Source organism: Acidisarcina polymorpha (assembly GCF_003330725.1).
In the GTDB taxonomy this organism is placed as follows: Bacteria; Acidobacteriota; Terriglobia; order Terriglobales; family Acidobacteriaceae; genus Acidisarcina; species Acidisarcina polymorpha.
This window is the reverse complement of the sequence record NZ_CP030841.1, coordinates 47,532-62,450: the sequence shown is the minus strand read 5'-3', so window position 1 is coordinate 62,450 and position 14,919 is coordinate 47,532. Positions and strand designations below refer to the sequence as shown.

Here is a 14,919-nt window from a genome sequence, read left to right as displayed (position 1 = left end):
GTCTGTGGTCCACTTCAGGTTCACTCTAATGTGCAGCATGTGCCTTGGACTGCCCGCAGCACTTTCTCCAAAGGATGTCACCCTTCACCCTTTCGCAGGGACAGTCAATGGCCCAATGCTTGCGTGTGGCGATGGCGCGGTTGAATATGCAGAATGCGCTATCGGTTGGTCTCGTTTTGAACAGATTGAATTTTATCCAGACACTCACAAAATTTGTGGACGCTTTAAGAACTGGTCTGATAATAGAGACATTGTTATTCGGATCGAAGTAAAGCAAAAGTAAGCTAATCCAAAACCAGTCGACGGGCGCGCCATCTTTGATCCTTGTTTAGGATGCCACCGGATAGCGGCTACTTTGCGGGCTCGTGACAGCAATGTTGGGTTTGGGCCTACAATTGCGACCTCATTCATGCCTCGAAAAAGCTGCACGGTGTGTCCGGCCCCAGGACTTCAAGCGCATGTCCGGGCGGGATTACGTAATGCGGCCACCGCGCAGCAATCTCCTCAAACACCCGGTTGATCGCTTCGTAGTCTGCAAATTGGAACCCGCCTTTTGAATCAGCAGGCTTTTCGAACTGTTCCCGGTAGGAGAAGGTGAACAGATTTCCAGTGGCATAGTAAAAGCGCTCGGCTGTCTCGATGATTTCCTGCGGCGAATACAAGGCGGGAATGCTCACGCGCAAACCATTTTGAAACGAGTCTAAGATGACGTATACGATCATCGGAAATAAGACTTGGCAATGTTCAAGAATCTTCTGATAGTCGAGCGGACGTCCACGACGAGCAATCTGCGAGAAATTAAAGTGATAGAGCCTCCCCTTGGCTGCAAATTCCGTTCTGTCGGCTCCGGGGCGGTACGAATATCCGACCATGACGTTTTGTGTCATCCCTACTGTCGAACCCACGAGCGCCCATCTGTTGGGCCCCACCTCAGCGTAATCAAACCCGATGCGGTCACGAAAATGTAAATAGATGGGATCGGATCTCAAGTCTGCGATGAAATTGTGATGATCGTTGAAGGACGTGCAAAATCGCCAGAAGCCATGATCGAGATCACGCAACACCCTGCGGAGCCTGTCAATGTCATCTTTGTGCAGCGACCGATTGTGACTAACGCGGTTGCGAATAGGGGTGATCTCTGAAAACTTAGCCTGAAGAAGATCTTTCGTCGTTAAATATCCCTCGAACAGCGGCCACAACTGCGCATCGAAGATGATCTTCAAGAGCGAATCAAGCGACAGGAACCACAACGGATCATTCTCAGGCGTTGCCATGTGCCGATGTTTCTTGTCCCTGACAATAGACTTGTCAGCTGGGATACCGGACGAGTCGCTACGCGCAAGCGCCTGCTCGGCTTCGGTCCACCAGCCTTTCCCGAAGTTGGCCTTCGTTTCAAGGTAAACGAGCTCACGAAGCCAGTTTTCCAGCTGAAAGAGACGTGCGTATCCGATTACGGATTCAGCCGTGACCTCCCTTGGCAACTCTAGCGTATGTTCCCGCATAATCCCCGGATATCAGTTCACGCCGGATTCAATGTACGCGCCGCTTGGTCGGTTATCGCCAGTCGACATGTCGCACTTGCAACGCTCTCCCGACAAGATGCTTAGCGGATATAAGCATACAGTGTGGGCTTCGGGAGGCCAACGGTGCGGCAGCCAGATCAAATGGCTAAGATCTCTCCATTCGAGAACGTATTGCAGCGATAGCCGCGATGGCATGTTTGCCCAGCACCGGATCTTCGACAAGACCTGTCACTATCCCAGCCGTCTGCAGATTCCCTATCTTGCCTAGCGTTGAGAGGACATAAAGCATCAGGCCCTGGTCCCGGAAGCCGCCGCGCTCAAAAATGCTTGTCAGTGATGTGCGATGTTGAATCGCACTTTCTAACAGTGGACGAGCCTTATCAGGATGCAAGAGATCGAGCCTGATGGAAAACGGCTCGGAGCGCACGTGCCAATGGGAATCACTTATTTGATAGAACACATCCGGAACTGCATTAGGCACGTCGTCGGCGAGCCTTCGCCAAATCTCTTCAGCTCGTTCGGTCGAAGCCTCAACATCTCCGCGCCGGAAATGCCAGAACAATAGCTCACCTACGAGATTCCACGCCTTGTCGTCGCTGGAAATCGGTTCTCTGTAGGTCGGCGGGAGCGATTGAGACTTGGCCCAGCCTTGGATTGCCAGCATATAGGTAACGACCGCTTCTTGAGGAGAGAGAGCTTCAGCATCAATACCTTTAGCCCAATAGGCATATACGGTAACGATGCCCTCTCCTTCGAACTTGTGCAGTTCCGAAATAACCCAGTCACTCAGGAATCCGGTCCTCTCCGCCATTCCGGCTAAGCAAAGAATCTCGACCTTGTCTGGATCGTTCAGGGCCTGGTAAGCGTCCCAATAAACGCCTTGGAACACATCCTCGAATATTTTTGATAGACATCCGCAGGCCCATTCCCTTCGTAGCTGGCCCACATCAGCACGTTCCATTTGAGCCCACTCAAGAAGTTGCGCGGGGGGCTGATCAGCAGAAATCAAGGCGCGCATCTCAGCAATTGCCTCTTCCACAGACACTATGAGTTCCAATCCTCCGTATGACGCGAGTACCTCCAATCTTAGGCTGTTCAGCATGATGTCGTTGGGCACGAACCTTTCTAGGAGCCCTCGTGCGCACTGCATCTGCGCTTCCGTCGCATCCTTCATTTCCGGTCTGATTGATTGGAGAAGGTAGATCGAATCGAGCTGAATAATGCCTATACCGGAGTCAATTCCGCGTTCGGCGAGCGTCAATTTAACGTCGATATCAGACCCTCCGCCTCCCTCATGCCATCCTCTATTCAACGTATGGAGCGCAAAATGGCTACATTCATCTGAGAGTGCGCGACTGAGCAATTCATCGTCGATAGGGAGAACACCTCTTGGGTAGAGTGAAGCCGTTCGTGAGTTTCGGATCTCCGAAAGGATTGTTGTGCACGGAAGTTTCATCTCTCCCCAGTTCACAATTCCGCTGTAAGTCCGTACAGTTTTAGCCCACACCGGTCCGGGCTTAAAACGCGATGTTCTCGCTGCGAGATATGCTCCCTCCTTTAACGTGCGCTCGGTCGCATCGAAGAGTGACAGGAAGCGGAGCCTTATTTCAGGCCGAGCAAAGTTATGTGCTATCACCGCGCAGAGATGACGCTCATAACGGTTCCATTCGCGGTTACCCTCGATTTGCACCTGCACAAAGCGCCGCTTGCCATCTTCCAGTATGACGCTTTCACACTTCACGGTGATGTTGGTCAGGTCTTGTTGAGCGGCGACGAGCAAGACACTACACTGCCTTTCCAGCACCCGCTGCGCACTCGCCCCGCACCTGCCCTCCATCACTCGACGAAGTGAGTCGACAGACGAGGTAGAAAGAAGGATCTGCTCTACATCACCCCACTCAGAGAATCGGGGAAGGATCAATTCGAACAGCCCTTGATTTCGTGGGCGTTGCAATTCCTTGCAGAGGACAGATGGTGTTGGAAAGTGACGCAGGAGGTGTTCCGCCCGAAAATAGTCAAAAAGCAATTCGTGCTCAAATGACACCAAATCCTCAGAAACATTCAATAGTCGGCACCTTGTAAGATCATCAAGTGCTGAGAGCCCGATCTGCTGATCCAGGAGGAACTGTTCGGCTTTTCTTGAGAATTGATTGCGCCGCATTACCAACGACAGAGACGCCGACATTTCACCGGCTATGTTCCGTAAAAGAGCTGAGATTACTGCTGTGTTGTCCGGTATTGAGCGACGAATATAACGGTCATAAAGATCCGCCCGCGTCGGCGTTGTTGATTGGCTGGAGTGACACAAGCCCGCGATCTTCAAGTCGTAGGCGTTGGTGAAGGGCGCACTTAAATAACTAACATCGTCACCTATCGCCAGGCCCGCATGGTAGGCATAGATTGCCTCTTTTTCACGATCTCTAGGCAACGACATTTCGACGATGTCGGAGCGGAGTTTTCCCACAAGATTTGGAACCGTCTGGCTAGTTCCAACCAGTCTGGCATTACATTGCAGCACGAATTCCTGGGCACCGCTAAGCAGGCTATCCAAATGCCCGGAGGGGCACTCGTTTACGGCATCCAGTAGTAAAACTGGGCGCAGCCCACATACGGCTATAGCCTTAAGGAGGACGTTAAGGTCATCGCGAAGCAAGGGGGCGGCACATCTGCGTAAGTGGGACCAAAAGTCATTTCCTGGATAGCCTTTAGCATCAATGAAGATGGGAATTTCCCGGTTGCCGTTAATCAATGCGACCGCGAGGTGACGGAGGTGAAAGGTTTTGGTAGTCCCGCTTGGGCCAATTAAGAATCTATTCGCGGGCAAAAGGAGAAGATCGATGAGCGCTCGACCTCGATCGGACGATTCAGGATCATCCTTCAGGGGCGGTAATTTTCCTCCAGTAAAACCTTGAATGTTGGCTTTGTAAGCCTCGACGATACAGAATGCTGCGTCCGTCGTTAGGCTCGTTATTTCGTTTAGATCGCGTGGCCCGCTATCTAGGGCAAATGCCGCCAGCTCAGGTTCTGAATCGGGGAATGGCTCGCCATTCATGAATCGCTTAAGTAGAGATTCCGCCCGATACCGCAGGAACTCTTCGAACTCGCTGCCTGACCAGATGTCGCAATGCATGACCCCGGATGCGTGTACGTACGCCTTGATCTTGTCCCGCTTCAGGGCGGATACGGTCTCGCGAGCGACGATACGAAACCTCTTAGGAACACCATTCGGTGCGCGCAAGACCTTCGAGAGGTCGTCGCTTATCTTAGCGGACGTCAAACTTGCCCTATTAACACACTGGATGCAGACGGTTTCGCCGTCCTCGGTGACACCCCAAATATCACGTCCTAGATCGCTACCTGCTTCGCCGTACCACTCCAACGACGCCCATCTCTGTGCACGAACGTGATAAGCAAAAACCAAGCGCTCGAACTGTGGGCCGCTAAAATCCTCGAAGTGGATCGGTTGCACGTATGTGGCAGGATTTGGCACTGTCATCAATCTCCCACAGATGTAGGCATCCAGCAAAGTACGGTAAAGAAGCAGACCGACGAAGCCGACGCTGCGTAATTCCCTGCCCGGACATCGGATAAAGGCCGCGCACATGATGCGCGGCCTTTTGCTTTAAATCTGTCTTTACATCAAATTTTTTCTACCGTCCACGACTTCGGGTTGTCACTCTGGCCGTGCCTACACGAATAACAAGCTCGCTCCGATATTCACCATTTCTTCGCCTATCATGGAAACTATGGGTGAGATGAAAAGGCGGGAGAGCGGCGAAGCGGATCAGAGGGATGGCTCACGCTTCGTTTCCACGCTCGTCATTGCCGCCGCGATCATTGCGGCCGTGCGTTTGGCGCGCGAGGACATCAGCCGGCCGTCGCCCCGCGTAACCTCCGCCATCTTCGACAGCATCAGCCTGGCGCGTTCCCTGCTCACCGGCGTTTTGCGACGCTATCCGGGCGGCCAGTAGGAAAAGAATTATCCATGGCTCGACATCGATGCTGGCAACCAACTCTGTAGGGGCACTTTCAGGGCAGCGGCGATCTTAGCCATGTTCGTGAAGCTAACATTGCTTTCGCCGCGTTCGACTGTGCCCATAAAGGTGCGATGAAAGCCGGACACGTCGGCAAAAGCTTCCTGCGAATGGCCGCGTTCCGGCGCAGCTCGCGGATTCTCTGACCGAGGGCTTTCAGCATAGGAGAGGAAGGCACTATATACGGTGTCGGAATAGCCAGCGTTTCCGTCTACAGCACGCGCGTAGAGAGCTTTTTCATTCGCATTTGATAAATACGGATAGAGATGTTGGCTGACAATGAGCTCCATGAACATCACTTGCTACCTTGGCAGACCTTGCCAGAGCAGCCCCGGAGCCAGATGTTTCCTTTAGCGATGGCGTTAACGCGCTAAAAGATCCAACCGCGAAAGCCGAAAGCAACCGCAAAGACATAGGGGGCGGGGGAAATCCCTGCAACGCCTGTACGCTGTTGAAGACTTTCCGTACTGGTGAGTCTCACGTAGCTGGCCGTCAAGAGTGCCTCCGCAACGCGCTCCAGCGGCTGGCTCTGTAGTCGATATAGGTCTACACTTCCGCGATATATCCGGATAAAAGGAGGCGCATGATGCGAAGTAAGCTTTCCGCCTTTCTAGCCATGGTGTTCTTCGCTATCGCTTTAAATGCACAGAACTCCAGTGGATCATTGCGCGGGCTGGTTCAGGACTCAACGGGAGCCCGAGTCGTCGCTGCAGACATCGAAGTTAAGATGCTGGCGTCTCCGTCAGCTCGGCAGGTCTCCTCAGATCATCGTGGAGAATTTCGAGTGGAAGACCTCACGCCGGGCTCATACCGTGTGAGCGTTTCAGCTCGCGGGTTTGCAGATGCTACTGCGGATGTGTCGGTTGCAGTCAGCGCGATCCGGGATATCACGGTTACGCTGAGTTCACCTTCGGTGCGTCAGACCGTAGGAGTGCAGGCCCGGGGCTCTTCGATTACGGAGCAGCCTATCGACCTTGCCAGCAGCGTTCACCAAGGTATCGTTACCAGCCAGGATCTCGAAGGACTACCACTCCCCGCGCGCAACTTTGCCAACATCGCCTATCTTGCTCCCGGAACCGAACCTGTCGAACCCTCCGACCCAACCAAGGCTCGTATCACCGCTGTTTCGACCGGCGGAAGCTCAGGCCTGAACAACGAGCTCTCCGTCGATGGCGGCGATAATTCAGATGACTATATCGGCGGCTTCCTGCAGAACTTCTCACCGGATACTATCCAGGAGTTTGCCATTCGGACCGCCCAGGAAGATGCGGATACAGGAGGTACCACCGTCGGCTCAGTGATCATCACGACGAAGAGCGGCACAAATGATTGGCACGGAGATACCGCATTTTATGAAAGGGCCGCTGCTCTCAACGCCCGTTATCCGATCGAGAATCCCGCTCCGAACCCCAAGCAGCCGTTTTCGCGGCAAAACTACGTTGGAACTCTCGGCGCCCCAATCAGGAAAGACAAGCTTTGGTTCTTTGTCGCTTTTGAAAATGTGCAGGAGAACGCCAGTATTTCCTATAGCCCAGCAAGTACTACGCAATTTGATGCGCTGTCGACGCTGGCGTCGGAAGGACTGATTCCCGGAGTGACTTCGATTGCTGTGCCGCCGAATGCCCCCATTCCGTTCCGCGATTATTTCGGCTCACTGCGCCTCGATTGGGCTCAGTCGGCGAAGTCCCAATGGTATATGCGGAGTTCGATCGACGACTACACAACACACAATTCCCTCGTGCAGCAGGGCACATTGCCCTCAACGGGATTGCTTACGCACAACAACTACTTGAGCATGGTGGTCAGCAATCAATTCGTCTTTACCCCGACGCTGCTGGGGAAATTCGTCTTCAACGCCAGCGGATTGCACCTGACGCAATCGCGCAATTCCGATCTGGGCTACGCGCTGGCCTTTCCCTTCAGTTCCACATCCTTGACTGTGTCGGGCTTTGAAACCTTCGGCGACAATCAATTCGCGACACCGATCACCTTCTTTCCCTCGGAGCGCAACCAGGAGAAGTATCAGTTCCGGTGCGATCTCAGCAATGCGCGTGGCCGCCACGCGGTGAACTTTGGCATCAACTTCATTCATGAGCCGGTACTCGGCGGCTCCTTTCCGGGGAACACGGAGACGCTCTACCAGTTCCGGCAGAATCCGACCTATTACCTCAACAATCCGGTGCAATTCACGGCCGACCAGATTGCCGGAGCCTCCACGTCAAACCTGGGCGGCAGCTTCTCGCAGAACATACAGCGCCTGGCGTTCTATGCACAGGATTCCTTGCGTGTAACGCAGAAACTCACCTTCAACTATGGGCTGCGATACTCCACCACCTACGGTCTCTTTTCAGGATCGGGCCGAAGCCAGTTGAAAAACCCTGGGTACCTCACACTCCAGGCGCTGAACATTCCACTCGTGAGCGGAACTCCACACGACGATCGCAGGCAGATAGCACCGCGTCTCGGCATCGCGTATTCCCCCAGCGGCAGCGGGAATACCGTGATCCGTGCGGGGTTCGGACTGTACTTCAATGATCTGGCGCAAAATGGCTGGGCCACGGCATTTCAGGCTGCAGGCGCGCCCGCTGGTTCTTGCTTCGATCCGGTTGCGAATCCTGGTGGCCAGGAAAATGCCGGGTGTGTCCCCGGTGGATCCTCGGGTGGAACAGCCAATCTGATTGCTCCCAATTATCGAACACCGTACGCGATCCACTTCTCTGGGGGCAGTCAACATGCGTTCAGCGCGAATTGGGCGCTAAGTGCTGACTACATCCACGAACAAGGCAACCACGCTTATCGTGCTTATAGCTACACCGGCGGCACGAACCTGTTTACGCCGCAACTTTCGGTCACAGACCCCGATCAGGCAACCTATGTACCGGATGTCAATGTCTTTCACTCCGACAACCGCTCCAGCTATAACGGCCTGCTCCTGCACCTGCAGGGCAACGTGACGCACCGGTTCACTCTGATTGCGAATTACACCCTGTCGAAAGCGCAGACATGGGGCTGCGTGCTCGGCGAGCTCTTTGATTACGTCAACGGCGTCTGCAATCCGCTCGATGCCTTTGGTCCAGGCGATTATGGCCCATCGGGTGAAGACGTCCGCCAGCGCTTTGTGCTGGCCGGCACGTGGCATGCGCCGGGAGGTATCGAGCTTAGCGGGCTATCACAGGCAGAAAGCGCGCGCCCTTTCACGATTACCACAGCGGACAATAAGGAGCGCATCTCGATCAACGGAGATCCTACTGTGCTGGACCAGTTCCGCGGAACTCCATACATCCAGACGGACCTGCGCGTCGCACGTCCTGTCCACCTGGGCGACAAGTGGTCCGTAATGCCATTCATCGAGTTCTTCAATCTCTTCAATCGCAACAATCCGGGCGCAAATTATGTAACGAACATAGCTGCGCTTTCCGTCCCATCTGCGGATGCGCAATCAGGGAATGTCACGAATATCTGCACGAACGCAGCTTGCACGACGACAGCCCCCATCAGCAATCCGAATCAGCTGCGTCTGGCCGGCGGAGCACTAGGAGACTTCTTCGGCCCTGGCACGACCGTGGGAATTCCGTTCGCGGCCCAATTGGGTCTCAGAGCTAGCTTTTGATCAGTGTTGCGAACTCAGCAACATTCATGGACAGGGAAACATCTTTGCGCTAAGCTTGCCCACACGCACAAGGGGCCATTTGGTGGGAACGTCAGAATTGCCAAGGGCCGAAGTAACAGGAAGAGGTAATTTGGGTCTTGGTACGCTACTGAGGTACTCAGGGGATTTAGAACAGAGTTTCACTCTCATTAGGAGAGCTAAATGGCTGCTAAGCGATTTCCCAATAGTATGCCCGCACCGCCGGTATTCACGCAGCCGCCCACATCCATCTGGTCAGGTCTTACTAACAACAGTCTGGAATTGCTGCGCAACCCGGAATTATGTGAGAAATTCCTCCCTTGTCAAGTTTTCCTTTTAAATGTAGGCTCCGGTATGCCTTCCGCACGATCACTTTGTTCCCGAGTTTCGGTCGTCGTGTCATTGTGCCTAGCCCTTTCAACTTTGGCGTCGCCACAAGACCCATCACTGACTCAGCGGCGCCCGTTGAGATCCGGTGACACTGCCAACGACATTTACACGGCTCTCATAACTTCGGCACAGAGTGGAACAGGCAACTTACATTTAACATTGCAGGGATTTGATGGACGCACCGCAAGCGACAAATTTGGACAGGCAGGAGTTTGGCATATCGACCCGAACACAACCGTCCGAGTGGATTTTTCACTCCAAGCCGAAGGTTGGAAAAAGTTGGCACTGGACTTTTCTGACCACCCCATATCTCTTCAGCTTGCCGTCGACACGCCAGCGCCTGGGTTTCTGAAGATCGGGAAGATAGTCTATGGGCGCGATGGAACTGTCGGGAGTCTATATGCCCCTGACGGGGGCCTAATCACCAATTTTGATCGCCGTGGTCACGAATCCGGTGAGCCTATAGGCTTTTATTCCCCCTTGCTTTCGAACATCAAGATCCCTCCCCAATTGAGTGTACTGCTATTAGGTAGGGGTCTATCGAAAGGTCCGTTTATCTTTTCTTCAGCGACATTGCAAGAACCTCAAAGAGACGGATTGGAGTTTGTCCTCGGATCTTCAACAACTTTACCTATAGGCGCGAGAAAGATCGGACGTTGCGATCCCGACCTGACATTTTCGAGCAGTGTCCCGATAACCTGGACTTCCTTGTCCTATGTGGGTAAATCCGGTTATCTGGAAGCGTCGATTGGAAGTTTCGCCGCTGATCTCGGTGGGGGATGTCTGGCCGGAGGCGGAACGGAGCTGAAAATCAGTTCGGGCAAGGACCTTCAAGTCTCCACTTTGGAATTTGGCCAGTCAAGTCTTGGGAAGACTTCGCATGTTTTATTGCATGCCGGCACCTTGAATGCGACTCTCACACCCGGGTCTAAGATTGCGCTCGGATTTGACGGGAACCGAAGTAGCATTGTGGCGGCAGGCGGAGGAGGGGCGATAAAGGCGAACGACCTGCAATTTGGAATAACAAACGCGGGTTACGGCCTACTAGTACTCGGCATAGCCCAGTCGTCACTCTTGAATACCCAAGCAACACTTGCGATGGATACTACAGATTTTTGGACCTTCACAGAACAGCAATCTATCCTTACGTTCAATTCCGCCTCTTGGGTTGATTCATCCGATCCCAGCGTAGACGCCGCATTCGCTCCAGGCAATATCGCGGTGTCCGCAGGATTACTGACCTTTGGTGCAGGCGCTCGTCTGTATCTAGGAGAAGGAACCGCCACTCTCGGCAGCCTCTCCATCCACACGTCCAGCGAGCCACAGATCACCGGGCCAATCCCGGCCGGCGAGATTGGGATCGCGACGAATAGCAGTATTAGCGTTGAGACACGATTCAATTTGCAAATCGGCGCGGGTACAGCTCTTCACATCCGCACTCCCAATCAATTTGCTTTTATTACCAATCAGCCTGGCCCACACGGCGATTTCACCGTCGATGCACCCATGATCACCGGCAAGCTCGATTTTGGCACGAACGGACAATTACCCATCACGTCAGGCCACGCGCATCTTGCGATAACCACCAATGGGAATTCGCACTTCACTGGAACTGTGAGTGGGCAACTTGATACCGGGGCGGGGTCAATACCGTTCTATGGATCAACGCTCGTGGCTACCTCTCACGGGAGCCTAACATTTGACGCATTGAACATTTCATCGAGCTCTGGGCTCATCGGACCGCTTTCTGCATTGTCCTTAAATATCGACACTTCTAAGAGCACAGTCGTTTCGCCATCGCTGACAATCGCTCCTAAGATCGGAGCTATGATAGAAAACCCGACCTCAGATAAGACCGCTGATTTCTCGGATGCCGGAATCGTCGGGGGGCTCCATCTCAGCGCCGATTTCAATTCCGGTCAAGCAATTTTCGCGCCAACATCCTCGGTCACTCTCGCAGATGGGCATTTGGACGGACTGCTCACCAGATCCGTCACCGGAAACGTCTCCGGTACTCTAGCGTTATCCGCGAATGTTTCTGGCGGACAGGTCGGGCTCGATGCCGACACCAGTCTCCCGGTCGGTCCCAGCTCACGTATTGTCTCTGAGCACTTGCAACTAGAGAGCGACGGAGGTATATCCGGCCCGCTACCTACGCTTCATCTCGCTTTGAGCCCCGGCAAGATACTAGGTGCAACGAACGGACGATTGCTGAGTCTGATCGCACCATCGACATACGACTCTAACTCTAAAAGCCCTCTGAACTTTGTCGATAAGGGCGCGTTCCCCGTTGGCGACGGACGCCTTTCCGTGCATTTTTCGCTGATGAAGTATCGGGCCACTCCGAAGGTCACTCTTCGAAACGGCGAACTAAGCGCAAATATTTCAGCTAGTACAGCCAGTCCTTTACTTTGGAATTCACTCAGCGTGAAAGGAGAACAGTTTGGCTCTTATAATATGTTGTCCGAGCTACCGGCAGATGAGTATAAGGTCTTATCGCGACGGCCCACTGGCAAAGTACAGGAAATCGTCGCGCCGAACCGCATTATGTTAGTAAGTAACATCCCTATCGCGGTCAACTCACCTGCGACATTCGACGGAACTGGCCACGTAAATTATGCCACGCTCGCCCGCGATACGACAGTTTTCGGCCTGCCTCTGGCGGGAGGCACTGGAGCCGAATTAAATGTGGAGCGCGCTAGTGTGGTGTCCGGCACTCTCGGGGCAGATACTACCATCGAGGGAATACCATTCACGAAAGGGTGCCTAGCTCATCTCCCCCCCACGGATGCGGATAAGCTGATATCGCCATGCGAGGTTGTTACCACCCTTGCTGCTCGGATCACGACTAGTAACGATCTTTTGGCGAGCGATAACGATCCTTTGTTGGGTAAGCCGGATGATATTTGGCTAGACATTGGCCCTAAGGCGTGGCTGATCAGCGGAAAAGGGGATTTCAGCAGAGGAGCTACGACGACTGTAACTATCGACGACCCAAAGACAGTAGACGGAGGAGACTGCTCGGCTCTCGTCCCAAGCCCGGTTCCGCTCTATGTTGGAGATATAGTCAAAGTGAGATTGGAGAAAAAAGGCATCTGGCTCCCCAAAATTTGTGGCGTTGCTAACGGACCAGACTCAACGGTGGACCTCGGACAAACGTTGCCCACAAAGCCTTCGGATGCACTTAACACAATGTCAGCCCAGATCCAACTTGATCGCCAGCAACTTCAACTGCAGAAACGGGCAATCGACTTCATTGCCAATGAAATCGGTAAACTTCAAGACGCCATTAAGCAAGCGCAGGCAATAATTGATCAAGGGGCAAACCTCACTCACAAAGTCACAGATATCCAAAACCAGATCGTTGATATTCGACACCAACTTCTTACATTGCCAGGCCAGGTTTGCCATAACGAAAAGGTGCAAATTGGTCTTTGCATGGCTTTTGGTCCTGCTTGCTTGATAACGAACAAACTTGTGTGCGCTGTAAACCCTCTCATCCAACAACTAAATGATAAGGTTACACAGCTTGAGAAAGATTTTAATAACGCTACTGCTGATGCCGCTGCATTCGCGATAAAGGTTCAGGCAGCAGTGGCCGCCGAAGCGACAGATGCGCAACTTCAAGTAACGAAACAAACATTGTTGACCGCAGATCAACTTGAATATGACGCGCTAAATAAATTGGCAGACGGTCTAGATAGCGCGATCTCTGACCTTAAAACTTTAATCGATAACATCGTCCCTGGGATCGACATTCCGCTGCCTGGGCAATGGAAACCTGACAGCGTAACCCTCGTTGTCAATGGACGAGACTACGTGACCTTCAACAACGGCTATGGCCGGTTAAGGCAGGGGCACTCTGAGTGGGAAAATCCCGTACGTGGAATGAGCGGAGGTGAGTATTTCGTACAGGGAATGAGAACAAACATCAATACCCCCGGTTGTGTGTCATCCGGGGGGGAGAAGGAGTGCGGGTGGGACGTATTCCTGACGACTCCCTTTGCCAAAATGCGTGGGTATTCCGGGTGGGATTCGATCCCGGATCTCGGGAACGTGACAGTCACAGGAGTACTTCGCAACAACCCGAGTCCTGGTCACGACGTCTATGTGAGCCTCGATTTGGAGGTGAATAGCGTGGACGTGGGTGGAAGGACTATTGTCCCAGGTGACGTAACCGGAATACATGGCCCTCGATATGTCCGGATTGAGTACCTTCATGAGGGCGATGAGCGCTTCGATAGCAGCCACGAAAGTTGGAAAATTGGGGATACGCTGCGTGTCACGGGTCCGGTATTCCGCGACAGGGACAGGACTACGTTTTTTGAGATTCACGCGAGGGGATCTTCCAACATTTCGAGAGTTTCTCAATGAGGTATTCGATGACGCGACATCACCTTTCTATATTCACCAACCTTGCAATTAAGACGATTTGGGTATTGTTGCTCGTGGGTTGCTGTACGTCGATAGCTTCGTCCCAAAGTCCGACAGTCGATCAGGTAATAGCTGGGAATGAAGCGGCCGTCGGAGGACAGGACGTGCTCAAGCAAATCGAAGAAATCCGATTGACGGCAAGTGCCACGTTTGGCTCCGATACGGCTGAGAGGTCTGTAGTCATCACGATGAAGCGACCAAATCTCATGCACACAGTGACTACTTCGACGACGGGGAAAGTTGTCTCCGGCTTTGATGGAACTACTGCTTGGGCCGTAGACCCTCAAACGGGGGGTGCCGCGCCCTTAGTCTTGGAGCAATCTACGGCTAGCAGTCTGTCTTCCCCCCAAATGGATTCTACCCTCGGATATCTGCGTGCAATGGTTGCTGGCCAAACGATACAAATGATAGGCAATGATGAAGTAAACGGCAGCAAGGTTTATCATTTAAGAGCTAAATGGTCCGACGGCAATGCTTTTGACTACTATATCGATCAAAACACCTTTATGATCGCGAAAACGTCGACTCAAATCCAGCAAGCGGGAGCTGTGCAGCTTATCGAGAGCTATCCCACCAAGTATCGAAAACTAAACGGTGTTACGCTGCCCTATTCGCTGGATGTGAGGGTTGCAGGCCAGTCCGTATTCGAGATGCAAATTCAGCAAGTCGAACTGAATCCAGCGATTGATGCCGGATTATTCAACATGCCACAGCCATCCGGGGGGAAGTAAAAGCGTTCCCGTTTGAAAAGGCCTGGCCGGAAATATGGACAAGGAATTGCCAGATCAATCCGGCAACCCCATTCTTCTTCAAGGCTCTGTGAGGTCGCCGTGATCAGGCGGCCTTCTTGCACTCATCGACAGGCTCAGAGCACTCTTCGCGCTGCTCTGAAGCGCAGCTCTTCAGAGCT

General features: G+C 53.2%; 7 protein-coding genes. 4 read left to right on the top strand and 3 right to left on the bottom strand.

Annotated elements, in window-relative coordinates; genetic code table 11:
• Positions 1-407: 407 nt before the first annotated feature.
• Together ACPOL_RS30775 and ACPOL_RS34390 are read right to left on the bottom strand one after the other, a co-directional pair.
• Positions 408-1,502, bottom strand: coding sequence for a Swt1 family HEPN domain-containing protein (locus ACPOL_RS30775; protein WP_114211201.1), 1,095 nt, complete (start codon positions 1,500-1,502; stop codon positions 408-410).
• A gap of 166 nt (positions 1,503-1,668) precedes the next feature.
• A complete protein-coding gene (locus tag ACPOL_RS34390; protein ID WP_201759353.1) occupies positions 1,669-5,127 on the bottom strand; it encodes an NACHT domain-containing protein in 3,459 nt (1,152 codons plus the stop codon).
• A gap of 151 nt (positions 5,128-5,278) precedes the next feature.
• Between ACPOL_RS34390 and ACPOL_RS30765 the strand changes: the two genes are divergently transcribed.
• Positions 5,279-5,494: a hypothetical protein gene (locus tag ACPOL_RS30765; RefSeq protein ID WP_150133205.1), complete on the top strand. Its 216-nt coding sequence runs from the start codon at positions 5,279-5,281 to the stop codon at positions 5,492-5,494.
• An 8-nt stretch (positions 5,495-5,502) separates the two neighbouring features.
• On the opposite strand, the gene ACPOL_RS30760 is transcribed toward ACPOL_RS30765, so the two are convergent.
• Entirely contained in the window at positions 5,503-5,853 is a 351-nt protein-coding gene (locus ACPOL_RS30760) for a helix-turn-helix domain-containing protein (RefSeq protein WP_236657601.1), read from the bottom strand.
• Positions 5,854-6,140: 287 nt separating this feature from the next.
• Here ACPOL_RS30760 and ACPOL_RS30755 point away from each other — a divergent pair, with 287 nt between their 5' ends.
• The 3 genes from ACPOL_RS30755 to ACPOL_RS30745 all read left to right on the top strand — a co-directional run bounded on the left by ACPOL_RS30755 (position 6,141) and on the right by ACPOL_RS30745 (position 14,740).
• On the top strand, positions 6,141-9,167 hold the full coding sequence (locus tag ACPOL_RS30755) for a TonB-dependent receptor (RefSeq protein WP_114211199.1): 3,027 nt from the start codon (positions 6,141-6,143) through the stop codon (positions 9,165-9,167).
• A gap of 201 nt (positions 9,168-9,368) precedes the next feature.
• Positions 9,369-13,949, top strand: coding sequence for a hypothetical protein (locus ACPOL_RS30750; RefSeq protein ID WP_150133204.1), 4,581 nt, complete (start codon positions 9,369-9,371; stop codon positions 13,947-13,949).
• Positions 13,950-14,113: 164 nt separating this feature from the next.
• Positions 14,114-14,740, top strand: a complete 627-nt coding sequence (locus tag ACPOL_RS30745; protein WP_150133203.1) for a LolA family protein — start codon at positions 14,114-14,116, stop codon at positions 14,738-14,740.
• The last annotated feature ends 179 nt before the right edge of the window (positions 14,741-14,919 follow it).

Coding starts and splice junctions, on each gene's coding strand:
- ACPOL_RS30750 (WP_150133204.1), top strand. CDS start 9,369: ATGGCTGCTAAGCGATTTCCCAATAGTATGCCCGCACCGCCGGTATTC.
- ACPOL_RS30765 (WP_150133205.1), top strand. CDS start 5,279: ATGAAAAGGCGGGAGAGCGGCGAAGCGGATCAGAGGGATGGCTCACGC.
- ACPOL_RS30760 (WP_236657601.1), bottom strand. CDS start 5,853: ATGTTCATGGAGCTCATTGTCAGCCAACATCTCTATCCGTATTTATCA.
- ACPOL_RS30755 (WP_114211199.1), top strand. CDS start 6,141: ATGATGCGAAGTAAGCTTTCCGCCTTTCTAGCCATGGTGTTCTTCGCT.
- ACPOL_RS30775 (WP_114211201.1), bottom strand. CDS start 1,502: ATGCGGGAACATACGCTAGAGTTGCCAAGGGAGGTCACGGCTGAATCC.
- ACPOL_RS34390 (WP_201759353.1), bottom strand. CDS start 5,127: ATGTGCGCGGCCTTTATCCGATGTCCGGGCAGGGAATTACGCAGCGTC.